Source organism: Microvirga soli (assembly GCF_016734765.1).
Taxonomy (GTDB): domain Bacteria; phylum Pseudomonadota; class Alphaproteobacteria; order Rhizobiales; family Beijerinckiaceae; genus Microvirga; species Microvirga soli.
In genome coordinates, this window is record NZ_JAERQE010000006.1 from 74,754 (window position 1) to 97,548 (window position 22,795).

Below are 22,795 nucleotides of genomic sequence, written 5' to 3' on the forward strand. Positions count from 1 at the left end.
CGTCTAATCCACCCGCTCGACGTAGACCCTGATCCGCCCGCCGCAGGACAACCCCACCTGCCAGGCGGTCTCGTCGGCCACCCCGAACTCGATCATGCGCGGCTTTCCGTCTGCGATGACATCCAGGGCCTCGGTGATCACGGCACCTTCGACGCAGCCGCCGGAGACGGAGCCGAGAAAGTTCGTGTCTTCGTCGATCACCAAGTGGCTCCCCACGGGACGCGGTGCCGACCCCCAGGTCTCGACTACGGTCGCGATGGCGACGCCCCTGCCCTCGCGCCTCCAGGCTTCTGCCGTCCTCAGGATGTCAGTATCGGTCGAGAGCATGGAATTTCCCGGCAAAAGAACGCTTCACTGATCGATACTGCCACCACCGGCCTGCGGACGGCAACCGGCATGCGAATGGGCACCTCATCGTGGCATTGACAGCCACGGCATTGCGGCGTCTGATTCATCCGGAACAAGCACCTCCGTCGGATGGACCGCCCGCAGGATGCTGAACGATGTCTACAGCCGCCGCATCCTCGAGCTTGCGGCCGACATTCCGCTTCAGGGGACCCTGGCGGATGCGCATGGAAGCGCGAGGACCTATTCGAAGCTGTGCGGGTCGACAGTCACGGTTTACCTGAAACTCAACGGCGATGTCGTCAGCGACTTTGCCCATGAGGTGAAGGCCTGTGCCCTGGGGCAGGCCTCTTCATCGGTCATGGGACGGCATGTGGTCGGCTCGACCGCCGAGGAGCTTCGGGCGCTCCGGGAGACCATGGATCGCATGTTGAAGGCAGGCGGTGATCCTCCTTCCGGTAAGTGGGCCGACTTGGCGTTGCTGGAGCCAGCGCGGGATCTAAAGGCCCGTCATGCCTCCATCCTCCTCACCTTCGAGGCAGTCGTCGATGCACTGGCCAAGGCTGAGGCAGCCGAGAAGGAACAAGCCGCCACCGGCACCTGACACCGCACCAAGAGTGCATTGCAGCAATGCTTGGCAGGTGACGCGCTGCCTGATTTGCCCTTACTCTGCTATGGGCTGGTGACATGAGGAGAACGCAGCATGGCAATGACGATGCAGGGCGAAGTCGCACTTCCGGCCGATCGAGCGACGGTCTGGGCGGCCCTCAACGATCCGGAAGTCCTGAAGGCGGCGATTCCCGGTTGCCAGGCGCTGGAGAAGGTCAGCGACACGGAGTTCCAGGCAACCGCCAAGGTCTCGGTCGGGCCTGTGAAGGCAACCTTCAAGGGCGGCGTCACCCTCACCGATCTCGACCCACCCAACGGCTATACGATCAGCGGAGAGGGACAGGGCGGTGTTGCCGGCTGGGCCAAGGGCGGCGCGAAGGTGCGGCTCGAAGACATGGATGGCGGAACCAAGCTGGTCTATGACGTCGAGGCCAATGTGGGCGGCAAGATCGCCCAGCTCGGCGGGCGCCTCATCAATGGCGTGGCCAAGAAATATGCCGACGAGTTCTTCGCGAACTTCGCCAAGATTTTGTCCCCTGCAGAATCTGCCGCATGAGCGTAGCCTCATCGGCGATCCTTTGAATCATTCCAATGCTTGACCACTTCACCTGAGCGCGCCACACTCAGCTTTGACGGATCGCACTCGTGCGGTTGTCCAACAACAATACCTGCCGGTGCCTGAGACCACCTGAAGGTTGGCCGGGTTGCTGGCGACTGAGGAGGATATCACGCATGACCACCGTCTCCCTGACGGTGAACGGTCAATCCGTCACCGCAGACGTCGATCCCCGCACCCTGCTCGTCCAATTCCTACGCGAAAACCTGAGACTGACCGGAACCCATGTGGGCTGCGATACCAGCCAGTGCGGGGCCTGCGTCGTTCACCTGAACGGACAGGCCGTGAAGTCCTGCACCACCCTGGCCGTTCAGGCCAATGCCAGCGTCGTCACCACCATCGAGGGCATTTCCCAGGGCGGCGATCTGCACCCGATGCAGGCAGCCTTCCGTGAGCATCATGGCCTGCAATGCGGATACTGCACGCCGGGCATGATCATGTCGGCTATCGACATCGTGAACCGCAAGGGGAACGCCGTCGACGAGCAGACCATCCGGGCCGAACTCGAAGGCAATCTGTGCCGCTGCACCGGCTATCACAACATCGTCAAGGCCGTCGCCGCCGGAGCTCAAGCAATGGCCCAGGCGCCCCTGCAGCAGGCGGCGGAGTAAGGCGGCACGTTCGAGCACGGCACGGCCCGAACGGATGCAAGCTGCAGGCTGGTCTCGAAGAAGGCACCCTCTTTCCAGAGCCTTGTTCGGGAACTCCGCTTCGCTTCAGCACCCGGTTGAGGGCCAACGAGGACAAGGGAGGAATTCATGACCGCAACAGGGATCGGCGCACCCGTCCGCCGGAAAGAGGATCAACGTTTCGTCACCGGCCAGGGACGCTACGTGGACGACTTCAACAGACCTGGCCAAGCCCACGCCTATTTCCTCCGCTCGCCTCACGCCCATGCAGCTATCCGGTCCATCGACACAGGACCGGCGACGATCATGCCAGGCGTGATTGCCATTTTTACAGGCGATGACCTCGCGACCGACAAGATTGGTGGCCTCATCTGCGGCTGGATGATCCATTCCAAGGATGGCAGTCCCATGAAGGCCGGGCCTCACCCGGCCCTTGCGCAGGGCAAGGTGCGCTATGTGGGCGACCATGTGGCGGTGGTGATCGCCGAAACGCTCGCCCAGGCGAAGGACGCAGCTGAAGCCATTGTGGTCGACTATGACGTTCTCCCGGCCGTGGTCGACACGGCACAGGCCACGAAGGCGTCGGTTCAGGTGCACGACGTCTCGCCCGACAACACCGTGTTCAACTGGCACCTCGGCAACAAGGACGAGACAGAAGCGGCCTTCGCGCGAGCGAAGCACGTGACCAAGATCGACCTCGTCAACAACCGGCTGGTCCCAAACCCCATCGAGCCGCGCGCGGCCGTCGGCGAGTACGATTTCGGAACCGACAACTACACGCTCTACACCACGAGCCAGAACCCGCATGTGGCCCGTCTCGTTCTCTCGGCCTTCATCGGTGTCGCGCCCGAGCACAAGCTACGCGTCATTGCGCCGGATGTGGGCGGCGGGTTCGGGTCCAAGATCTTCATCTATGCGGAAGAGACGGTCTGCGTCTGGGCGGCGAAGAAGGTCAAGCGCCCAGTCAAGTGGACCTCGGATCGCTCGGAAGCCTTCCTGTCCGATGCTCATGGCCGTGATCACGTCACCCATGCGGAGATGGCGACCGACGAGAACGGCAAGATCATTGCCCTGAGGGTTCACACCACGGCCAATCTTGGCGCCTATCTCTCCACCTTCTCCTCGTCCGTGCCGACCTATCTCTACGCTCCGCTGCTGTCGGGCCAGTACGACATTCCGGCGATCTACTGCGAGGTCGATGGTGTCTACACGAACACGGCGCCGGTGGATGCCTATCGCGGCGCGGGAAGGCCTGAGGCCACCTTCGTGGTCGAGCGCCTCGTCGAGAAGACCGCGCGCGAGCTGGGACAGAACCCGGCAGAGTTCCGCCGCAAGAACTACATCACGCAGTTCCCGCATGTGACCCCGGTCATCATGACCTACGACACGGGCGACTATGCAGCCTCCCTCGACAAGGCGCTGGAGATTGCCGACTACAAGAACTTCGAGCAGCGCAAACAGGAAAGCGTCCGCCGCGGCAAGCTGCGGGGCATTGGCTTCTCAAGTTATATCGAAGCCTGCGGCATCGCTCCCTCGCAGGCGGTGGGTTCTCTCGGTGCAGGCGTCGGTCTTTGGGAATCCGCTGAGGTGCGCGTCAACCCGACCGGCTCCGTCGAGGTGCTGACCGGCTCCCACAGCCATGGGCAAGGCCACGAAACCACCTTCGCCCAACTCGTCTCCGACCGCCTAGGCATTTCCATCGATCAGGTCAGCATCGTGCACGGGGACACCGACAAGGTACAGTTCGGCATGGGCACCTACGGCTCGCGCTCGGGTGCTGTCGGCATGTCGGCCATCGCCAAGGCGATCGACAAGGTGATCGCCAAGGGTAAGAAGGTGGCGGCTCATGTGCTCGAAGCCTCGGAGGGCGACATCGAGTTCAAGGACGGCCGCTTCGGCGTGGCCGGCACCGACCGTTCGATGGCTTTCGGCGAAATCGCCCTCCAGGCCTACATCGCTCACAAGTTCTCGGGCCAGGACCTGGAGCCCGGCCTGAAGGAGGGAGCGTTCTACGATCCCACCAACTTCACCTTCCCGGCCGGCGTCCACATCTGCGAGGTGGAGATCGACCCCGACACGGGCGTGACCAAGATCGAGCGGTGGACGGCGGTGGACGATTTCGGGGTGATCATCAATCCGATGATCGTCGAAGGCCAAGTGCATGGCGGCATCGCGCAGGGCGTCGGTCAGGCGCTCCTCGAAGGTGCTTTCTACGACGAGAGCGGACAGCTCATCACCGCCAGCTTCAACGATTATTGTATGCCGCGCGCCATCGACCTGCCGTCCTTCCAGGTCGGCATGACGGTGACCCCCTGTCCTTCGAACCCGCTCGGGATCAAGGGCTGCGGTGAGGCAGGCGCCATCGCGGCTCCCCCCGCGGTCATCAACGCCATCACCGATGCGCTGGGACATGAAGACATCGCGATGCCGGCAACACCTCAGGCAGTGTGGCGGGCAGCTCAGAAGTCGCGCATGCCCATGGCAGCGGAATAAGGGAGGACGGGAATGTACGCTTTCGAATACCACCGCCCCACAAGCGTGAAGGAGGCCGCTGGCCTCGCAGGTCAGGCCGAGGACACCAAGTTCCTCGCCGGCGGCCACACCCTGCTGCCGACCATGAAGCTGCGGCTTGCAGGTCCGGCCAACCTGATCGATCTCGGCCAGATCGCCGAACTGCGCGGCATCGAACGCTCCGGGGACACGATCACCATCAGGGCCATGATGAAGCACGCGGAAGTCGCGAACTCACCCGAGGTGAAGGAGGCGATCCCGGCCCTCGCTGAGATGGCCGAACTCATCGGCGATCCTCATGTGCGCAATCGCGGCACCATCGGCGGCTCCGTCGCCAACAACGACCCGTCCGCGGATTATCCGGCTGCCTGTCTTGCCCTGAACGCGACGATCATTACCAACCAGCGCAAGATCGCCGCGGACGATTTCTTCCAGGGCATCTTCACCACGGCCCTGGAGGAAGGCGAGATCATCACCCAGGTGTCATTCCCGATTCCGTCGCAAGCGGCCTATATCAAGTTCCGCAACCCCGCTTCGCGCTATGCCCTCGTCGGCGTGTTCGTGGCCAAGCATTCGGATGGGGTGCGGGTCGCCGTGACAGGCGCAGGCTCCAACGGGGTGTTCCGAGTGCCGGAGATGGAGCAGGCGCTGAGCGGGAACTTCGCACCGGAGGCTCTGGACGGCGTTGCCGTAGCAGAGGACGAGATGAACAGCGACATGCATGCGGATGCTGCCTATCGGGCTCACCTCGTCGGCGTCATGGCACGGCGCGCCGTGCAGGCAGCCGCCACGCGGGGCTGAACAGCCGCACCCGAACGCCGTTGACTCGATGCCCGGGATCGCCCCGGGCATCTTGCCCTTGAGGAGGCAGCAAAGCCTGTGGCCGACAATCCCGGTTCCATTGATGACACTTTGTCTCTTCTGCAGAGCGCCGGCTATGTGGCCGATCGCTCGCTCGCAACCGTGCTGTTTCTCGCGTTGAAGCTCGGACGACCGCTCTTCCTGGAAGGGGAAGCCGGCGTCGGCAAGACGGAAATCGCCAAGGTGCTCTCGTCCGCGCTCGGACGCCGTCTCATCCGCCTGCAATGCTATGAGGGCCTCGATGTCGCCTCGGCGGTCTATGAATGGAACTATGCCGCTCAGATGATGGCCATTCGGCTGGCCGAAGCCGGCGGAGCGGTGGATCGTGATACGCTGGAAAGCGACCTGTTCTCGGAACGCTATCTGGTGAAGCGGCCGCTCCTGCAGGCGCTCGAGCCCAACACCACTGGCGCTCCGATTCTCCTAATCGACGAGCTCGACCGCACGGATGAGGCCTTCGAGGCTTTTCTTCTGGAGGTGCTCTCCGACTTCCAAGTCACAATACCGGAGCTCGGAACGGTCAAGGCGGAGCACCCGCCCATCGTCATCATCACGTCGAACCGCACCCGCGAGATCCACGACGCGCTCAAGCGCCGCTGCCTCTACCATTGGGTCGATTATCCTGATGCGGAGCGGGAACTCGCGATCCTCACGAGCCGTGTTCCGCGAGCCGCAGAGCGCCTGTCGCAGGAGATTGTCGCCTTCGTTCAGGCGATCCGGAAAGAGGATCTGTTCAAGGCACCGGGCGTGGCCGAAACCCTGGACTGGGCCTCGGCCCTCGTGGAACTCGATGCGGTGGCACTCGACCCTGCGCTGGTCTCCGACACGCTTGGTGTTCTCCTGAAGTACCAGGACGACATTCAGAAGATGCAGGGCAGCCGGGCCAAGGACATGCTCGATCAGGTTCAGAACGTGCTGAGGGCACCCGCGTGACCGACGAGACCATCCGCCAGGGGGAAGGTCGGCTTGCAGACAACATCGCGTATTTCGCCCGTGCCCTGCGCGCCGCAGGTCTGCCGGTTGGGCCCGGGGCGGTTCTCGATGCGATTGCGGCGGTCGAAGCCGCAAGGATCGGCGCGCGCGAGGACTTTTACTGGACGCTCCATGCGGTGTTCGTGAAGCGGCACGAGCACAGCGTCCTGTTCGATCAGGCATTCCGGATCTTTTGGCGGCGGCGCGCGCTCATTGAGAAGCTTATCGCCCAGATGTCGCCGATTGCTCCCGGCGGAGCCAAGGAAGAGAAGAAGCCACAGGCCGGCGCCCTGCGTGTGGCTGAGGCCCTGGCTACACCCCGGCAGGAAAAGCCGGAGCCTGCCGAGAAGACTGAGTTCTCCGCCCGCCTGACCGTCTCTGACCGTGAGGTCCTGAAGGCCAAGGATTTCGCTCAGATGTCGGCGGCCGAGATTGCCGTGGCCAAGCGCCTGATCGCCGAGATGTCCCTGCCTGATGACCAAGTGACCACGCGGCGCTTCCTATCCGATCCGCGAGGCCGCCGGATCGATCCGCGCAGGACCTTCAGGCGGTCGCTGCGCGGCGGCGGGGCCGCAATCGATCTGGCCTACCGCTCTCCTGCCGTGCGCCATGCGCCAGTGGTGGCGCTCATGGACATCTCAGGCTCCATGGCTGACTATTCGCGACTCTTCCTGCATTTCCTGCACGCCATTGCCGAGAAAAGGCGAAAGGTTCACTCCTTCGTCTTCGCCACGCGCCTGACCAACATCAGTCGTGAGCTGACGGGCCGCGATCCTGACGAGGCGCTGGCCCGTGCCTCGAAGCGCGTGCAGGACTGGGAAGGCGGGACGCGGATCGCTCATGCTCTCCACGACTTCAACCGCCACTGGTCCCGCCGCGTGCTCGGCCAGGGTGCCATCGTTCTGCTCTTCACGGACGGTCTTGAGCGGGAGGTGACCAGAGAGCTGACATTCGAAATGGACCGGCTCAAGCGCTCCTGCCGCCGCTTGATATGGCTGAATCCGCTTCTTCGGTTCGACGGTTTTGAGGCTCGCGCCGCCGGCATCCGGGCCATGCTGCCTTACGCGGACGAGTTCCGCCCGATTCACAACCTGGCGTCGATGGGGGAGCTCTGCCGAGCCTTGTCCGGTGGCCTGGCCGATCAGGCCAATCCACGCCGTTGGCTGCAGGCTTCTTGAGGCGCCTGGAATGGAACGCCTCGCCGGTCTATGAATTCCCTTTGTGACATGGCGACGAACCGCTTGAGAAGGAGTTCGCCCGATGCCCGATCGCACGCAGGACGGCCAACAGCCGGAGGCTCTACGCTCCTTGAAATCCGCCGCTAAGGCGGGGAGCCAAAAGCCGAAGGACCAAGGTCTCGAAGCACGCGCCGACACAAAGCCTATCCCTGCGCCTCTGGAGCAGGAACAGGATGCCGCCGCAAAGGTCCTCAAGGAAGGTGTCGAGAAGAATCCGCAAGGGATGGAAGACGCAGCCCGCAAAGCTCCTGAGCGCTAGCTTCTAAAAGCTTCCACTTTGCCTGGTAGACTATATCGGTTCCATCCCAAGGCTTCGGGTTGGATAACGGAGGGTTGGATCAAAAGGATTGAGCTGCCGGGCGATCCCCTCCGCTTCGTTTCGCAGCAAATCGACCACCAGCGGCAGCCGATCCCCCTCCAAGCGCTCCGACAAGGTGCCGATGCTCAGGGCCGCCACGGCGCGCCCTTCCGGATCGCGGATTGGCACCCCCACACCAGCCATGCCAGGAATCAGGCCCGTGTTGAGACTGCAGAAGCCTGCCTTACGGACGTTCTGGATCTGCATCCGCAACCCGATCTCATCGAACCCGCCACGGTCGAGCAGGCGGGGAACGTTAAAGCGGATCACAGCCTCGCGCTCCTCCTCCGGCAGGAACGACAGGATGGCAAGACTGCCCTGCCCGATGCCGAGGGGCACCTTGCCGCCGATATCGCCCGTGAAGGTCCTGATCGGGAACGGGCCCTCAACCCGGTCCAGGCAGACTGCATCGAACCCGTTCCGCACCAGAAGGAAGATGCTGTCGCTCAACGTGGAGGACAGACGCAGAAGCGCTGGCCGGGCCGTGCTGCGCAATCCACCTGAATGGGCGGCTTTTGCAGCCAGGACAAAGAAGTCGAGGGCCAACCGGTATTTGCGGCTTACGTCCACCTGCTCGACGAAACCCTCGGCGATCAAGACCTTCAGGGCCCTGTGGGCGCTAGGTTGAGTGATCCCGCTGGCCGAAGCGATGTCGGTCAGCCGCATTCCGTGACTATCTCCTGCTCCGAGAATCTTCAGGAGAGCCAAGGCACGCTGCGCTCCAGATACTGTATCTTCCGCCATTCAAAACAATTTCTCTAAAGTTTTGGAAATTATTTCATTATACGAAACATTTGTCAAAAAACTTTCACATGTTGAAATTAGCGCGTTGACTTGGCTCCAAGGCTCGCCCGTGATGTCAATCCGGGCGTCGTGCTCACTCGGGCTCAAGGCCCGATGCTTTGCAAGATCGGAGACCAGAATGGCATTCCTGACACTCGAAGGAGTTTCCAAGGAATTCGGCTCGTTCACGGCCGTTCGCGATGTCACTCTGACAATCGACAAAGGCGAATTCGTTTCGCTTCTCGGCCCGTCGGGTTGCGGCAAAACGACGACCCTGCAGATGATCGCCGGTCTCGTCGAACCGACCGAGGGCCGCATCTCCCTCGATGGGCGCGATATCACGCGCGAGAAGCCCAACCACCGCGGGCTTGGCGTCGTCTTTCAGAGCTATGCCCTCTTTCCCCATATGACGGTGACACAGAACGTCGCCTTTGGCCTCGAAATGCGGCGCGTGCCGTCGGCTGAGCGGATGGAGCGTGTCCGTGAGGCCCTCTCGCTGGTGCAACTCACCTCCTTTGCCGATCGTTACCCCCGCCAGCTCTCGGGCGGTCAGAGGCAGCGCGTCGCCATCGCCCGTGCCCTTGTCATCGCGCCGCCCGTCCTCCTGCTGGACGAGCCCCTCTCCAACCTCGACGCCAAGCTCCGAGAGGAGATGCAGTTCGAGTTGCGCCGGATCCAACGCAAAGTCGGCACGACAACCATTATGGTCACTCACGATCAGGCCGAAGCGCTCTCCATCAGCGACCGCGTGGTTGTGATGGAAGGCGGGCGAATGACCCAGGTGGATGCGCCGTATCGGCTCTATGAGCAGCCCTCAAACGCGTTCATCTCGTCCTTCGTCGGCAAGACCAATCTTCTGGCCGGCACCTGGCGCCGCAACGGCACATCCAGCGCCGTGGACATCGGCGGCGTCCTGCTGGAGGCCTCCGCGCCGGAGATTGCTGCCGGGACACCGGTCACGCTGTCGATCCGCCCCGAGAAGATCCTTATGCGCGATGCCGGTGCGGGCCGCCTCGAGGGGCGCGTCGCCAGCCGTTTCTTCCTGGGCAGCCAATGGCTCTTCACCATCGATACTCCGATTGGGACCATGATGGTCTCCACGCCTAACCAAGGCGTCGAGCCGCCTGCGGAAGGCTCGCCGGTAGGGCTCGACTGGTCGCCAGCCAACCTGCGCATCATTGCAGGTACCGCTGCGGCTGCAGCGTGAGGTGGTGAGATGATCGCGCGCTCCTCCACTCTGTCGGCTCCATGGCTCCTAGCAGGCCCTGGAGCCCTGTTCTTCTTCGGGCTAGTGCTTCTCCCGCTGGCGCTGACGGTTATCCTGTCGTTCCACGCCTATGATCATTCCACAGGCATCCAGAACACCTTTACCCTGTCTCATTATGTCACCGTCGTCACAGATAGTTACTATCTCGAGATCTTCTGGAGGACATTGCGGATCGCAGCGCTGACCACGCTCATCTGTGCCGCCATCGGAGTCCCGGAAGCCTACATTCTGTCGCGCATGCGCGATCCGTGGCGCTCGGTTTTCCTTCTCGTCATCATTGGTCCGTTGCTCGTTTCCGTCGTGGTCCGCACCTTCGGTTGGAGCATGCTGCTCGGCTCGCAAGGCCTCGTGAACCAGGCACTCCAGCTTGTCGGATTCGCACCGGCCAGGATCCTCTATACCGAGACTGCCATCGTCATTGCTCTCGTCCACGTCATGCTGCCGTTCATGGTCATTCCGGTGTGGACGGCCTTGCAGAAGCTCGATCCTATGGTCGAGGCGGCAGCCTGGACTCTCGGCGCCTCGCATTTCACGGCTCTTCGCCGAGTGGTGATGCCTCAGGTCACGCTGGGCATGCTCTCCGGCAGCCTCATCGTCTTCGGGTTATCGGCCAGTGCTTTCGCCGTCCCGGCTCTGCTTGGCGGCCGTCGTCTCAAAATGGCGGCGACGCTGGTTTATGACGAATACCTGCACGAGCTAAACTGGCCCCTCGGAGCTGCTATCGCGATCATCGTGCTTGTCGCGAACCTTTGCATCATGCTGGCCTACAACCGCATGGTCGAGGCCCGCGCTCGCCGGACTCTCGGGTGACACCATGCAAAAAAACGGTCCAGTCGCTCTCATCTTTCACAGTCTCGTTCTGACATTCGTTTTGGCGCCGCTCGTCATCATTTGCCTCGTGGCGTTTACTCCTGAGAATACCTTGAGCCTGCCGACAACCGGTTTGTCCCTGCGCTGGTTCAAGGCTGTCTTCGCACATCCAGATTTCATGGCATCCTTCTGGAACAGTATCTGGCTAGCAACGCTTTCTGCGACCTTGGCCGTCGCGTTCGCTGTACCTGCCGCGCTTGCTATCAGCCGGTATACGTTCCCAGGCAGGGACTTTCTCAACGCCCTGTTTCTGTCGCCCCTGATCATTCCTCATTTGGTCCTCGGAGTGGCCTTTCTGCGTATGTTTGCGCTCCTTGGCGCCACGGGCAGCTTTGCCTGGCTCGTAGCGACACACATCATCGTTGTGACGCCCTATATGCTCCGTCTCGTGCTGGCGGCCCTGTCGGGACTCGACCGCAGTGCTGAGCAGGCCGCGCGGACGCTCGGTGCCGGGGAATGGACCGCGTTTCGCCGCATCACAGCTCCCATGATCCTGCCCGGCATCACAGGCGGCTGGCTGCTTGCCTTCATCAACAGCTTCGACGAGCTGACGATGTCGATCTTCGTCACCTCGCCCGCAACCGTTACGCTGCCGGTTCGCATGTACATGTATGCGACGGAGTCCATCGATCCGATGATGGCGGCCGTCTCAGCCTTGATGATCGCCATCACGGCCGCTGCCATGCTGGTGCTGGATCGCGTATTCGGACTCGACCGCATCCTCGTCGGGCAGCGCTGAGGAAATGAATATGGCTCTTCTCAAGCGCCTCTCCCGACATGAGCTTCCCCTCGTTCCGTTCACACTGAACGGTGAGGCCTGCTCCGGCCGTGCGGGCGATACTGTTCTGACCGCCATTCTCACTCAGGCAGATCGGCTGCGTCTCAGCGACTTTTCGGGAAACCCCAGGGCTGGCTTCTGCCAGATGGGCGCGTGCCAGGACTGCTGGGTCTTAACAAGCAGCGGTGCGCGCATCCGCGCCTGCAGCACGGCCCTCGAAACCGGAATGGATCTTCAAACGATCACGGAGCCGAGATCGTGAGCGACGCCATTCGACCGCTGATCGTCGGCGCCGGCCCTGCGGGCATCCGTGCAGCGCAAACCCTCGTGAACGCAGGCATCAGGCCTGTCGTCATCGATGAAGCGCCATCGAGCGGCGGGCAGATCTATCGCCAGAGGCTCGTGCCTGACGAGCGCTCCGCGAAAGATCTTTACGGGTCGGAGGCGGCGAAAGCGATAGCCCTGCACGGCACCTTCGCGCGGATCTGCGACAGGATCGATTATCTACCCGAAACCCTGGTGTGGAACCTCCGAGACAAGGCTGTGGATGTGGTGACAGGCCAACGCACGCGCCGCATTGCATTCAGCCATCTGATCCTGGCCACCGGCGCAACCGACCGCGTTCTCCCTTTCCCCGGCTGGACCCTTCCGGGCGTCTTCACCCTGGGTGGCTCCCAGATCGCCCTGAAGTCGCAGGGCTGCGCCATCGGCGAGAAAGTTGTGTTTCTCGGCTCCGGACCGCTGCTCTATCTCGTTGCGTGGCAATATATGAAAGCCGGTGCCGATGTTGCGGCCGTTCTCGATACGGCACCGTTCTCAGCGAAATTCCATCTCCTGCGCGGGTTGTTCGCTCAGCCTTCCGTCGTCCTGCGCGGCTTTCGCTTTGCAGCCGAACTCATGGCACGCGGCGTTGCCGTTCACTTTGGAGTTCAGCCTGTCCGCATCGACGGCACGACGCGAGTCGAGGGGATTAGCTGGCGTGAGCGCGGCAAGGAGCATCGTCTCGCCTGCGACGCTGTGGGTTATGGTTTCTCCCTGCGGTCCGAAACCCAGCTTGCGGACCTTGCGGGGTGCCGCAACATCTTCGATGCCCGGGACCGGGCATGGCGGCCTGAGCGCGACAGCGCGGGACGTACCAGTGTATCGGGCGTCTATATCGCGGGTGACGGTGCCGGCATTGCCGGCGCGGATGCCGCCGAACTCGCCGGGGAACGGGCGGGCCTCGCGCTGCTCGATGACGCAGGCCTGCCGGTCGATCACGCGCGGATCGGGGTGCTGGAGCGCAAGCTCGCCAGCATCCAAAAATTCCGTAACGTTCTCGAATCCGCATTCCCATTTCCGGAATCCTGGGTCACCAGCATCGCCGATGACGTAACCCTCTGCCGGTGCGAGGAGATCGCCGTCGGCGATGCGCGCGCTGCCGTGCGTGATCAGGGTGTTTCCGAACTCAACCGTCTCAAGGCATTGACCCGTGTCGGGATGGGCCGCTGTCAGGGGCGGATGTGCGCCAGCGCGGCAGTGGAAGTTCTGGCCTCCGCCTGCGGTCGATCGCCGGACGCGGTTGGACGGTTGCGCGCGCAGCCGCCCATCAAGCCCATTCCTCTGGCGGTTGCGGCCGAAGGAGAAGCCGCATGAGCCGCACCCTTCACAAGGATGTCGCCATCATCGGTGGCGGACTCGTTGGAAGCTCCGCAGCCCTTGCTCTGCGACGCATGGGCTTCTCCGTCGTGCTTCTCGACAAGGGCTTCTGCGGCGCGCAGGCCAGCGGCGTGAACTATGGCGGCGTGCGCCGCCAGGGCCGCCCGCCGGAGCAGATCGCCCTGTCTCAACGGGCTCATGCCATCTGGCCGCGTCTGATGGACCTCATCGGCGTCGATGGTGAATTCGTGCGCTCAGGCCACCTGAAGCTCGCGAGAACCGAGGCCGAGATGGCATCGCTCGAAGCCTATGCGGCTCGTGTCGCGGATCTGGGGCTCGACTTGGAGCTGATCGGCGGGATCCAGCTGCGGGAACATTTCCCCTGGATCGCGGGAGACGTCACAGGCGCGTCTTTGTGTGCAGGTGATGGACATGCCAATCCCCGCCTCGTCTCCGCGGCGTTCGCCCATGCGGCGCGACACGCCGGCGTGGATGTTCTCGAACACACCCCTGTGTCGCATGTCGAGAAGGCGCTCGACGGCTTTCATCTGTCGGCAGGCTCGAGCACCGAGATCAAGGCACGCTTCGTGATCAACAGCGCCGGTGCCTGGGCGGGTCCTTTCGCGGAAGCGTTCGGCGAGCCTGTGCCGCTCCATGCGATCTACCCGAGCATGATCGTTACCGAGCCCCTGAACGTCTTCATGAATGTGAACATCGGGGCCGAAGGCGGTGGCATCTATGCGCGCCAGGTTGAGCGCGGCAACTGCATCGTCGGCGGCATGCGGGGCGAGCCGCTTGCAGAGCCCGACTTCTCCCGCCCCACGGGATCGGGCGCCGTCACCATCATGAACCGCGCCGCGGCCCTTTTCCCGGCTCTGCGCCATGCTTATGCCATCCGCTTCTGGAGCGGCACGGAAGGTGAAATGGCGGACCGGAACCCGGTGATCGGCTTCAGCCGGACGACACCGAACCTCATTCACGCCTTCGGCTTCTCGGGAGCCGGATTTCAGATCGCGCCGGGAGTTGGCGAAGTCCTGGCCGAACTCGTCCGTGACGGTGAAAGCCGCACGCCGATTCAAGCTTTCGCCATTGATCGATTTGCCCGCACGACTCAAGGCTCCCGGGCGGATAGCGAACCTGAACCACAAAAGAGGGAAACAGCACAATGAAAACGTCGACGCTTTTGCAAGCCACAGCCCTTGCCGCGCTCACCATCGCAACCTCCGGTGCAGCTCAGGCACAGACCAAGACGCTCTATGTCGGCATGAATGGCGGCAACTTCGAGAAAACCTTCACGCAGAATGTCTTCCCGGACTTCGAGAAGGCGAACGACGTGAAGGTTGTCGTTGTGCCAGGAACATCATCCGACATTCTGGCCAAGGCCACCGCGGCCAAGTCAAATCCCCAGATGCATGTGATGTTTTTGGACGATGGCGTTATGATCCGCGCTATCGGCGCAGGCCTGTGCGAGAAGATCAAAGATACACCAGTTCTGGCCGATCTTGCTCCGGGCGCCCGCCTGAAGGATGACATGGCGATCGGCATCGACCTCGGCATGACGGGTCTCGCCTACAACAAGAAGATGTTCGAGGAGAAGGGCTGGGCTCCCCCGACCTCGTGGATGGATCTCGCCGACCCGAAGTACAAGGGGAAGGTCGTATTCCAATCCGCTGCCGCTTCGTCCTTCGGACTGCATGCCTTTCTCATGTTCAACCGCATCCAGGGCGGCAATGAGAAGAACGTCGAGCCGGGCTTCTCCAAGTTCAGGGACACCATCGGTCCGAATGTGCTTGAATACATCCCGAGTTCAGCCAAGATCTCCGAAATGGTTCAGACCGGCGAAGCCGCGATCTTCCCGCTGACCCCCACCGCCGTGGCGGCTCATCAGGAGAAGAATATTCCGGTGGAATATGCGCAGCCCAAGGAAGGTTCCGTTATCCTGATGGTGACCGAGTGCGTCATCGCAAATAACAGCGAGCCCGAACTGGCTCAGAAGCTTGCCGCCTATCTCCTCTCGCCTGAGGCTCAGAGCAAGGCACTTCAATACGGCAACATCGTTCCCTCGAATGTGAACGCCAAGGCCCCCACCCCCGAGGCAGAAGCCAAGCTCAAGAAATTCCACGAGTACATGAAGACTGCCGTCACGCTTGATTGGGATACGATCAACGAGAAGCGGCCGGAATGGAACAGCCGCTGGAACAAGACCATCGAGCGCTGATGAGATCAAGACAGGGCGGGTGCTCGAAGCTTCCGCCTTTTACGCTCCCATACTGCCTGAACCCGTAGAGTCTTGCGGTAAATGTAATACAGGGCAGTCAATATTCTGCAGCGAAATGCGGGGTCTATAACGTGCCTGCCGTCTCAACGGACGGCAGGCACAGAATGTATAGCTTTTCAATCAGCAGTTAACTGCCTTGTTAGAAGCTCCAGAACAGCCGGGGCATCGACTCTCATGGCAACTCGAACCATGGCTCCTCCTTCCGTCATGATGGTCAGCTCTCCTGCCTGCTCGTTCCTGGCAACACTGACGCTCAGCTGAAGATCCTCACACTCAAACAGCTCCGGCGAGAGCGCAAACAGCATCACGCATAGATCGTGGAGCGGACGGCTCTCCCGGTTCGTTGCGGCCTCGAAGTACGATTCGATGAGGCTGGCCACCATGGCTGCCGTGGGTTTCCCGCTCGACGACAAAGCCTCTACGAACTCACGCGTGGCGCGCACACGGCGCGTGACGTCGAGCGGGATAAGCACAAAAGGCAGTCCGGATGCGACCACAACAGCTGCCGCCTCGGGATCAGCCCACAGGTTGAACTCGGAGCGCGGCCCGACGTTGCCATGCTCGTGGATCGCCCCGCCCATGCCAATGATCCGGCCGATGCGCCTTGCAGCCTCGGGCTTTTCCAGAACGAGACGAGCCAGGTTAGTCAGGGGTCCAAGGGCGAGCACATCAACAGCGCCTGCTGGCTGCCCCATTAGGAAATCCGCCAGCCATTCCACCGCATGCCGATTTTCCGGCAGACGCGCGGGATCAGGCAAAGCAACCCCGCCAATGCCATCTTCTCCATGCAGGTTCAGCGGCTCCGGTCCGACCCGCGACAGCGGCGCGGACGCCCCTTGGAACACCGGAATATCTTCCCGACCCGCGAACGCGAGAAGCCGACCCGCGTTGCGTGTGGTGGTTTCGATGCCGATGTTACCCGCCACCGTTGTGATCCCGGCGATGGTGAAGCTGGGCGAAGCGAGCGCCAGGAGAATACCAATAGCATCGTCAATGCCGGGATCAGTGTCGATGACGGTCAGGCGGGGTTTTGCGAGATTCATGATCGGGGTAGAAACCTTCCAGGTCCGTGTGGTCTCTTATCCGACAGCGGATCACTTTTGACCATAGCCACAGGTGCGCCGTGATCCGTTCCGCTTCACTTCCCGACGATCTGCTGATGAATGCCGCGGACGAAGTGACGATCCGCCAGGATCTGCTTCTGGTGGCCCTCGGAAAACGACCGGCGGACAAGCTCCTGCGCGTCGGACGGCTGCTCGATGTCCACACCTGCACGTGGCTCTACGATCAGGAGATCGCTATTCGAGGCCGCCGCATCGCCTGGACCGGACCTGCAGGCACGTTTCCTGGGACGGCTATGGAACGGGCGGATCGGAGCGGTCTCGCGGCTACCCCCGGCTTCGGCGAGGTGCACAAGCATATTGAAAGCTCGCACATTACGCCGGAATACGAAGCTGCTCTTGTCCTTCCGCGCGGCAACACCTGGACCTGCGAGGCGAGCCATGAGTTCTCGAATGTCGATGGGCGGCACAATTTGGAATTCTGGCTGACGGCTCGCCGGCATGGATCGCCAATGAAGATTTTCCCGCTGCCGGGATCGGCGGTGCCGCCCACGGCCTATGAGTGGGGCGGCGGCTACTACGGCTATGACGAGCAGGCGGAATTCCTGACGCGGAGCCTGATGGTTGCGGGTCTCGACGAGGTGATGGACTGGCCTGCCGTTTGGAATCCCGAGAATCCATCGCACAAGCGGCTCTGGGGCATGATCCAGGCCACCTTCGAGAAGCGCGGCGTGGTCGAAGGTCACGGCGCTGGCCTGCGCGACCTCAACTCCATCAACGCCTTCGCGGCAGCGGGCCTTGCCTCCGATCACGAGGGCTGGACCGCCGAGGAGGTGTGGGACAAGTTGCGCCATGGGATCTTCATCGAGATCCGGCCGCATTCAATGCCGGAAATCATCGAGGGCTTGCTCCAGCGAGGACTCGCGGACTGGTCTCAAGTGGCTTTTGCCACCGACGACCGCAGTGCCTCGGATACCCTGCGGATGGGTGCGACGGACTACAACGTGCGCCTCGCCATTCATTCGGGCCTCCCGCTGGAGATCGCGATCCAATGCGTGACTATCAACCCGGCGCGGCACATGCGACTGACGCCTTGGGTCGGCAGTATCGCCCCAGGGCGCTTTGCCGACATCGTGCTCCTCGACGACACGGAAAAGCTTTCCATCGCGGAAGTCTGGGCCGATGGCGAGCCCGTCTCTCAGGGAACGGAGTATCGCGGCCCCTTGCCCTCGATCTACTGGCCTCAATGGGCCTCGAGGACGGTAAACATCCAACGCACCATCGAGCCGAAGGATTTCGCCATCACGGCCGAGCCCGACCGTGCCACGATGCAGGCGGCGCTGCTGCGGCCCTTCCATTGGCATGACGAGTTCATCACGATGGAGCTGCCCGTCGAGAACGGCCAAGTTCAGCGCGATCCGGTCCGGAACGTCACCAAGTTCGCCATCGTCGATCGTTTCTCCGGCGAGGGGAAAGTCTCCCGCATGTTCTGGCTCGGCTGCGGACCGAAGACACCCGATACGGCGGTGGGCTGCACGGTCGCGCACGACAAGCACAATCTCTGGATTGTCGGCTCCTCAGACGAAGCCATGGCGATGGTGGCCAATCGCGTGGCAGAGATCGGTGGCGGCTGGGTTCTCGTCAGCGGCGGCAAGGTTCTGGCGGAGGTGCGCTACGAGATTGGTGGGCTGATGACCCAGCGTCCGGCGGACGAGCTCGATGTCGACATGCAGCAGCTCTATGCGGCTGCCGAAGCCATAGAATGGCTTTATGAGCCGACCTTCTCGCCGCGCTGGTATCCTGGTTTTCCCGAACGGCTGCAATTCGCCACTCTTACTTGTGCCCCGTGGCGCTGGGTTCTGGTCGCGCCATGCCAGGCCGCGCCGCAGGGTTTTGTCAATGTGGCGACCGGGCAAACGCACCCGGTCGTCTGGTAGACGTCAGCCCGCCGCGTCGATGCGGGCCATCTCGGCCTTGAACTGCGCAGCGATCTGACCGGCATCGCGCAGGATCTTCTTGCGCTCCAGGCTTTCCACATTGCGGCCACGCATGATCCAGCGGCCGCCGACCATTACGTCCTGCACGTCCATCGGCATGCCCGAGAAGACGAGCGTCGCGTAGATGTCGTAGACCGGCTGCAGGCGCGGAGCGGAGAGGTCGATGCGGATGAGGTCGGCCTGCTTGCCGGGTTCGAGCGAGCCGATGCGGCTGTCGAGGCCCAGCACCTGCGCGCCTTCCAGCGTCGCCATGCGGATGACCTGAGCAGCCGGCATGGGCTTGCGGCTGTGGCCGAGAAGCTTCTGAAACATGGAGACCGGACCGAACTGGCTGAACAGGTCCAGCGTGTTACCGCTCATCGGCCCGTCGGTGGCGATGCCGACCTTAATGCCCGCTTCCCGCATGGCCTCGATGGGCGCAATTCCGCGACCGGCCTTGGCGTTCGAGCGGGCATTGTGGGCGACGCGCACATCCGCTTTGGCCAAGCGCTCAATCTCGAACGGATCAATGTGCAGGCAATGAGCGGCGATCAAGCCAGGGAGCAGCAGCCCCGCCTTCTCGACGACGGCGACCGGTCGCAATCCATGGTTCTTGCGGCACCATTCCATCTCGCTGTCCATTTCGGCGAGATGAAGCTGCACCGGTACATCGCGATGCGCCTGGGCCCATTGCGCAACACGGGCCATGACCTCGATATCGGTCGAGTAAGGCGCGTGAGGGGCAATGGAGGGAGTAATCCGGTCATGCCCCGAAAACTCGGACACAAGTTCTTCAACCAGGGCAAAACCCTCATCGATTGTCTTGTGATCCGGCGGATCGAAGGTTGCCAGCGTCTGTCCGACGACACCACGCAGGCCAGCCTGATCGAGAGACCGTCCGACCTCCGTCTCGTAGTAGTACATGTCCGCGATGGTGGTAACGCCAGCCTCGATGGACTCGAGTGCCCCTAGGAGCGTGCCAACGCGTACCATCTCCGGCGTCACGAACTTGCGCTCCATCGGCAGCACATAGCGGAACAGCCGGTCGTCGACATCCTCACCAAGGCCGCGGAACAGGGTCATTGCCAGATGCGCATGGGGATTGACCATGCCGGGCATAATCACATCGCCACCTGCATCGATGGTCTCAGCCTCATCCACCTGTGGCGGCTCGCCGGAACCGAGAGCCCGGATCGTGCTACCCTCGATATGGATCCACCCGTTCTCAATGACGCTCATGCTCTCGTCGATAGGGAGCAGGCAGGCATTCCTGATGAGGATAGGCGCCATCACCGGGCTCCCTCGCTGGCCAGAATGGTGCATTGCTCCGGCATGGGCACGAGCTTCACACCGGTTCCAGCCTCCAGCGGCGTCGTGAGGCTGCCGTTGGCCACGAGGTGGCCTGCCTGCGTCTCGCATTGGTACTGATAGGCACGACCGAGATAGGTCCTCAGCCCCAGTTGGGCTGGGAGACCTTCGGCGGCGGGGTCGGTGGAGACCATCAGCCCGTCCGGTCGCGTGGCGAGGAGGAAGCTATCGGGGATAGCACCGTAGGCGGCTTGCGACAGCCGCAGGGTCAACCCGGCGGTCTCCGCAGTAACCATGTCACCGTCACGGGCAATGACCTTGAGGGGGATGATGTTCTCGAACCCGACGAAACGGGCCACAAAGGTGTTGGCAGGACGCCGATAGAGCACCTCCGGCCGGTCGAACTGCATGAGCCTGCCCGCATTCATGATGGCGACACGGTCGGAGATCGAGAAGGCCTCCTCCTGGTCGTGGGTGACATATACAGAGGTGGTGCCGTTCGAACGCTGCAGTTGGCGGATCTCCACACGCATGTCGACCCTGAGCTTGGCGTCGAGGTTAGAGAGCGGCTCGTCGAACATCAGCAACGGCGGCTCGATGACGAGCGCTCGCGCAAGCGCGACGCGCTGCTTCTGCCCACCGGAGAGTGCTCCCGGAGCACGGTCCGCCAGGGCTGCAAGACCGACACGCTCCAGCATGGCCATCGCGCGCTTGCGGCGCTCGGACGCTCCAAGGCCACGTTGCTTGAGCCCGAAAGCAACGTTGTCGAGCACCGAGAGATGCGGAAACAGGGCATAGTTCTGGAAGACGAGTCCGATATCGCGCCTGTGCGTCGGCAGCCGTGTCAGGTCGCGACCTCCGAGCTGGATCGACCCGGTGGTGGGCGACAGGAAGCCCGCGATCAGGCGAAGGGTCGTGGTCTTGCCGCAGCCGCTGGCGCCAAGAAGCGAGACGAGTTCACCGGCCTGGACCGAGAGCGAAAGGTCTTCGAGGACCTTGGTCGTTCCGTAATGGGCCGAGACGGCTTGGAGATCGAGGGGCTGTGTCACGGAAAACTACTTCGCAAGAAAGGTGAGACCGAGGGTGCGCTCCACCACGGCCATGACGGCCACGGTGAGGAACATCAACAGGACGGAAACGGACGCCACTGTGGGGTCGAAGAACTGCTCGACATGCGCGAGGATCTGGATCGGCAGGGTGCTGATCCCCGGCCCGGTCAGGAAGAGCGACACCGACACGTCGTTGAGCGAGGTGATGAAGGCGAGGATGAAGGCCGCGATCACCCCTGCCCTCACGTTCGGAAGGACGATGGTGAAGAAGGTCTTCACGGGCGCGCTACCGAGGCTGATCGCCGCCTCCTCGATGGAGAAGTCGAAGGATGCAAGGCTGGCGCTGATCACCCGCACCACATAGGGCAGAACGAGAAGCGTGTGGCCGATCAGAAGAGCCCCAAAGATCGGAACTCCTGTGCCGACCGCGAACGACTTCAGCAGCGCGAAGCCGAAGACGATCTCGGGCACGAGGATCGGCAGCACGAACAGCGTTCCCAGCCATTTCGGAAGCTCGACCCTAAAGCGGTTGAGGGCATAGGCCGCCGGGATTCCGATCAGGAGCGCGAGGAGCGTCCCCATGAAGGCAATCTGCAGGCTGGTGACGATGGTTCGACGAAACGCGCTGATCTCGAAGATGTTTTCGAACCAGCGCAGGGACAGCCCTTGCGGCGGGAAGGTGAGATAGGTGGTGTCGCTGAGCGCCGCGCCGACCACGATGACCAGCGGCAGCATGAGGAACAGATAGACCAGCGCCGCAACGACGATGAGCAGGGGATGAGGTCTGTCGGACATCACGTGGCCATGGGATTGATGCGGCGGGCGATATGGCTCATCGCGAGAACGATAGTGATGGTGATCACTGTCATGATGGCCGCAATGGTCGAGGCACCGACCCAATCGAAGGACACCATCGCGCGCTGATGAAGCAACGTGGCGAGCACCGTCTGACGCTCGCCACCGAGGAGTTGCGGCGTGGCGTAGGCCGTGAAGCTGCCGGTGAAGACGAGCACGGCGCCGACGATCAGGCCAGGCACTGCCAACGGCAGAAGCACCTGCCAGAAGGTGGCGATTGGCGAGGCCCCGAGCGAGGAGGAAGCCTGCAGCACATCCCTCGGAATGTTCTCCAGCACCCCGACGAGCGAGAGGACCATCAACGGCACGAAGAGATAGACCATTCCGATGATGACGGCTCCCTGCGTGTAGAGCATCTCGAGCGGCTCGTTGACGATGCCGAGTGACAGCAGGGTCTGATTCAGGATGCCGTTGCGACCCAGGATGATGAGCCACGCAAAGGCACGGACAACGACGCCTGTCAGCAACGGGAACACGGCGGCGATAATCAGCAGGCTCTTCAGCTTTCCGGGTGCTCGGGAGACCACATAGGCGGTCATGAAGCCGAAGATCAGCGAGATGATCGTCGTGATCGCAGCGATCTGCAGCGTCCGGAACAAAACAGTCGTGCGGAAACCGCTGTTGAAATAGGAGATGTAGGGAGCAAAGACCCCGCGCGGATCCATGAAGGTGCCGGCGATCACGGCCCCGATGGGGATAAGCAGGAAGCCGATGACAGCGAGCGTGGCGGGCGCGGAGAGCGCCCACCCGGTTGCGCCGTTGTGGCGCCAGAATCGTCTTGAGGTCATGATGA

General features: G+C 62.5%; 23 protein-coding genes. 16 read left to right on the forward strand and 7 right to left on the reverse strand.

Annotation, left to right across the window (positions count from 1 at the left end; translation table 11 throughout):
* Nucleotides 1–3: 3 nt before the first annotated feature.
* On the reverse strand, nucleotides 4–327 hold the full coding sequence (locus JKL45_RS07990; protein ID WP_201860589.1) for an XdhC family protein: 324 nt from the start codon (nucleotides 325–327) through the stop codon (nucleotides 4–6).
* 166 nt (nucleotides 328–493) lie between these two features.
* Between JKL45_RS07990 and JKL45_RS07995 the strand changes: the two genes are divergently transcribed.
* From JKL45_RS07995 to JKL45_RS08030, 8 genes are all read left to right on the forward strand, one after another.
* Nucleotides 494–949: an iron-sulfur cluster assembly scaffold protein gene (locus tag JKL45_RS07995; protein WP_201860590.1), complete on the forward strand. Its 456-nt coding sequence runs from the start codon at nucleotides 494–496 to the stop codon at nucleotides 947–949.
* A gap of 99 nt (nucleotides 950–1,048) precedes the next feature.
* Nucleotides 1,049–1,510, forward strand: coding sequence for an SRPBCC family protein (locus JKL45_RS08000; protein ID WP_201860591.1), 462 nt, complete (start codon nucleotides 1,049–1,051; stop codon nucleotides 1,508–1,510).
* Between the two features lie 176 nt (nucleotides 1,511–1,686).
* Nucleotides 1,687–2,181 (forward strand): (2Fe-2S)-binding protein, encoded by a 495-nt coding sequence (locus tag JKL45_RS08005; RefSeq protein ID WP_201860592.1) that lies wholly within the window; start codon nucleotides 1,687–1,689, stop codon nucleotides 2,179–2,181.
* Nucleotides 2,182–2,328: 147 nt separating this feature from the next.
* Nucleotides 2,329–4,692, forward strand: coding sequence for a xanthine dehydrogenase family protein molybdopterin-binding subunit (locus JKL45_RS08010; protein ID WP_201860593.1), 2,364 nt, complete (start codon nucleotides 2,329–2,331; stop codon nucleotides 4,690–4,692).
* A gap of 12 nt (nucleotides 4,693–4,704) precedes the next feature.
* A complete protein-coding gene (locus JKL45_RS08015; protein WP_201860594.1) occupies nucleotides 4,705–5,511 on the forward strand; it encodes an FAD binding domain-containing protein in 807 nt (268 codons plus the stop codon).
* A gap of 78 nt (nucleotides 5,512–5,589) precedes the next feature.
* On the forward strand, nucleotides 5,590–6,504 hold the full coding sequence (locus JKL45_RS08020) for an AAA family ATPase (protein ID WP_201860595.1): 915 nt from the start codon (nucleotides 5,590–5,592) through the stop codon (nucleotides 6,502–6,504).
* On the forward strand, nucleotides 6,501–7,721 hold the full coding sequence (locus JKL45_RS08025; RefSeq protein WP_201860596.1) for a vWA domain-containing protein: 1,221 nt from the start codon (nucleotides 6,501–6,503) through the stop codon (nucleotides 7,719–7,721). The genes JKL45_RS08020 and JKL45_RS08025 overlap by 4 nt, the downstream gene beginning before the upstream one ends.
* Before the next feature lie 82 nt (nucleotides 7,722–7,803).
* On the forward strand, nucleotides 7,804–8,040 hold the full coding sequence (locus tag JKL45_RS08030; protein WP_201860597.1) for a hypothetical protein: 237 nt from the start codon (nucleotides 7,804–7,806) through the stop codon (nucleotides 8,038–8,040).
* 30 nt (nucleotides 8,041–8,070) lie between these two features.
* Here the strand turns inward: JKL45_RS08030 and JKL45_RS08035 are convergent, their stop codons facing one another.
* On the reverse strand, nucleotides 8,071–8,883 hold the full coding sequence (locus JKL45_RS08035; protein ID WP_201860598.1) for an IclR family transcriptional regulator: 813 nt from the start codon (nucleotides 8,881–8,883) through the stop codon (nucleotides 8,071–8,073).
* Nucleotides 8,884–9,061: 178 nt separating this feature from the next.
* Between JKL45_RS08035 and JKL45_RS08040 the strand changes: the two genes are divergently transcribed.
* From JKL45_RS08040 to JKL45_RS08070, 7 genes are read left to right on the forward strand one after another with little or no spacing between them, the layout of a single operon-like run.
* Complete coding sequence (locus tag JKL45_RS08040) at nucleotides 9,062–10,129, forward strand: ABC transporter ATP-binding protein (protein ID WP_201860599.1); 1,068 nt, start codon at nucleotides 9,062–9,064, stop codon at nucleotides 10,127–10,129.
* A 9-nt stretch (nucleotides 10,130–10,138) separates the two neighbouring features.
* The gene (locus JKL45_RS08045; RefSeq protein ID WP_201860600.1) at nucleotides 10,139–10,999 is read left to right on the forward strand and encodes an ABC transporter permease; all 861 of its coding nucleotides are present in this window, start codon (nucleotides 10,139–10,141) and stop codon (nucleotides 10,997–10,999) included.
* Nucleotides 11,000–11,003: 4 nt separating this feature from the next.
* Nucleotides 11,004–11,798, forward strand: a complete 795-nt coding sequence (locus JKL45_RS08050) for an ABC transporter permease (RefSeq protein WP_201860601.1) — start codon at nucleotides 11,004–11,006, stop codon at nucleotides 11,796–11,798.
* Between the two features lie 10 nt (nucleotides 11,799–11,808).
* Nucleotides 11,809–12,099, forward strand: a complete 291-nt coding sequence (locus JKL45_RS08055; protein WP_201860602.1) for a (2Fe-2S)-binding protein — start codon at nucleotides 11,809–11,811, stop codon at nucleotides 12,097–12,099.
* Nucleotides 12,096–13,472 (forward strand): FAD/NAD(P)-dependent oxidoreductase, encoded by a 1,377-nt coding sequence (locus tag JKL45_RS08060; protein WP_201860603.1) that lies wholly within the window; start codon nucleotides 12,096–12,098, stop codon nucleotides 13,470–13,472. Before JKL45_RS08055 ends, JKL45_RS08060 begins: the two co-directional genes overlap by 4 nt.
* A complete protein-coding gene (locus tag JKL45_RS08065; RefSeq protein ID WP_201860604.1) occupies nucleotides 13,469–14,644 on the forward strand; it encodes an NAD(P)/FAD-dependent oxidoreductase in 1,176 nt (391 codons plus the stop codon). Before JKL45_RS08060 ends, JKL45_RS08065 begins: the two co-directional genes overlap by 4 nt.
* The gene (locus tag JKL45_RS08070; protein WP_201860605.1) at nucleotides 14,641–15,693 is read left to right on the forward strand and encodes an ABC transporter substrate-binding protein; all 1,053 of its coding nucleotides are present in this window, start codon (nucleotides 14,641–14,643) and stop codon (nucleotides 15,691–15,693) included. The genes JKL45_RS08065 and JKL45_RS08070 overlap by 4 nt, the downstream gene beginning before the upstream one ends.
* A 176-nt stretch (nucleotides 15,694–15,869) precedes the next feature.
* Here JKL45_RS08070 and JKL45_RS08075 read toward each other — a convergent pair whose 3' ends face one another.
* Nucleotides 15,870–16,796: a nucleoside hydrolase gene (locus tag JKL45_RS08075; RefSeq protein WP_201860606.1), complete on the reverse strand. Its 927-nt coding sequence runs from the start codon at nucleotides 16,794–16,796 to the stop codon at nucleotides 15,870–15,872.
* A 116-nt stretch (nucleotides 16,797–16,912) separates the two neighbouring features.
* On the opposite strand from JKL45_RS08075, the gene JKL45_RS08080 reads away from it, so the two are divergent.
* On the forward strand, nucleotides 16,913–18,751 hold the full coding sequence (locus JKL45_RS08080; protein WP_201860682.1) for an adenine deaminase: 1,839 nt from the start codon (nucleotides 16,913–16,915) through the stop codon (nucleotides 18,749–18,751).
* A gap of 3 nt (nucleotides 18,752–18,754) precedes the next feature.
* On the opposite strand, the gene JKL45_RS08085 is transcribed toward JKL45_RS08080, so the two are convergent.
* From JKL45_RS08085 to JKL45_RS08100, 4 genes are read right to left on the reverse strand one after another with little or no spacing between them, the layout of a single operon-like run.
* Entirely contained in the window at nucleotides 18,755–20,080 is a 1,326-nt protein-coding gene (locus JKL45_RS08085; protein ID WP_201860607.1) for an amidohydrolase family protein, read from the reverse strand.
* Nucleotides 20,080–21,147 (reverse strand): ABC transporter ATP-binding protein, encoded by a 1,068-nt coding sequence (locus JKL45_RS08090; protein WP_201860608.1) that lies wholly within the window; start codon nucleotides 21,145–21,147, stop codon nucleotides 20,080–20,082. The genes JKL45_RS08085 and JKL45_RS08090 overlap by 1 nt, the downstream gene beginning before the upstream one ends.
* Nucleotides 21,148–21,153: 6 nt before the next feature.
* Nucleotides 21,154–21,945, reverse strand: a complete 792-nt coding sequence (locus JKL45_RS08095) for an ABC transporter permease (protein ID WP_201860609.1) — start codon at nucleotides 21,943–21,945, stop codon at nucleotides 21,154–21,156.
* The gene (locus tag JKL45_RS08100) at nucleotides 21,942–22,790 is read right to left on the reverse strand and encodes an ABC transporter permease (protein ID WP_201860610.1); all 849 of its coding nucleotides are present in this window, start codon (nucleotides 22,788–22,790) and stop codon (nucleotides 21,942–21,944) included. Before JKL45_RS08100 ends, JKL45_RS08095 begins: the two co-directional genes overlap by 4 nt.
* Nucleotides 22,791–22,795 lie beyond the last annotated feature (5 nt).

What these genes read in the sequence shown, in the direction of transcription:
- JKL45_RS07990 (WP_201860589.1), bottom strand. Translation starts at nt 327, where the DNA reads ATGCTCTCGACCGATACTGACATCCTGAGGACGGCAGAAGCCTGGAGG.
- JKL45_RS07995 (WP_201860590.1), top strand. Translation starts at nt 494, where the DNA reads ATGCTGAACGATGTCTACAGCCGCCGCATCCTCGAGCTTGCGGCCGAC.
- JKL45_RS08000 (WP_201860591.1), top strand. Translation starts at nt 1,049, where the DNA reads ATGGCAATGACGATGCAGGGCGAAGTCGCACTTCCGGCCGATCGAGCG.
- JKL45_RS08005 (WP_201860592.1), top strand. Translation starts at nt 1,687, where the DNA reads ATGACCACCGTCTCCCTGACGGTGAACGGTCAATCCGTCACCGCAGAC.
- JKL45_RS08010 (WP_201860593.1), top strand. Translation starts at nt 2,329, where the DNA reads ATGACCGCAACAGGGATCGGCGCACCCGTCCGCCGGAAAGAGGATCAA.
- JKL45_RS08015 (WP_201860594.1), top strand. Translation starts at nt 4,705, where the DNA reads ATGTACGCTTTCGAATACCACCGCCCCACAAGCGTGAAGGAGGCCGCT.
- JKL45_RS08030 (WP_201860597.1), top strand. Translation starts at nt 7,804, where the DNA reads ATGCCCGATCGCACGCAGGACGGCCAACAGCCGGAGGCTCTACGCTCC.
- JKL45_RS08035 (WP_201860598.1), bottom strand. Translation starts at nt 8,883, where the DNA reads ATGGCGGAAGATACAGTATCTGGAGCGCAGCGTGCCTTGGCTCTCCTG.
- JKL45_RS08040 (WP_201860599.1), top strand. Translation starts at nt 9,062, where the DNA reads ATGGCATTCCTGACACTCGAAGGAGTTTCCAAGGAATTCGGCTCGTTC.
- JKL45_RS08045 (WP_201860600.1), top strand. Translation starts at nt 10,139, where the DNA reads ATGATCGCGCGCTCCTCCACTCTGTCGGCTCCATGGCTCCTAGCAGGC.
- JKL45_RS08050 (WP_201860601.1), top strand. Translation starts at nt 11,004, where the DNA reads ATGCAAAAAAACGGTCCAGTCGCTCTCATCTTTCACAGTCTCGTTCTG.
- JKL45_RS08055 (WP_201860602.1), top strand. Translation starts at nt 11,809, where the DNA reads ATGGCTCTTCTCAAGCGCCTCTCCCGACATGAGCTTCCCCTCGTTCCG.
- JKL45_RS08065 (WP_201860604.1), top strand. Translation starts at nt 13,469, where the DNA reads ATGAGCCGCACCCTTCACAAGGATGTCGCCATCATCGGTGGCGGACTC.
- JKL45_RS08070 (WP_201860605.1), top strand. Translation starts at nt 14,641, where the DNA reads ATGAAAACGTCGACGCTTTTGCAAGCCACAGCCCTTGCCGCGCTCACC.
- JKL45_RS08075 (WP_201860606.1), bottom strand. Translation starts at nt 16,796, where the DNA reads ATGAATCTCGCAAAACCCCGCCTGACCGTCATCGACACTGATCCCGGC.
- JKL45_RS08080 (WP_201860682.1), top strand. Translation starts at nt 16,913, where the DNA reads ATGAATGCCGCGGACGAAGTGACGATCCGCCAGGATCTGCTTCTGGTG.
- JKL45_RS08085 (WP_201860607.1), bottom strand. Translation starts at nt 20,080, where the DNA reads ATGGCGCCTATCCTCATCAGGAATGCCTGCCTGCTCCCTATCGACGAG.
- JKL45_RS08100 (WP_201860610.1), bottom strand. Translation starts at nt 22,790, where the DNA reads ATGACCTCAAGACGATTCTGGCGCCACAACGGCGCAACCGGGTGGGCG.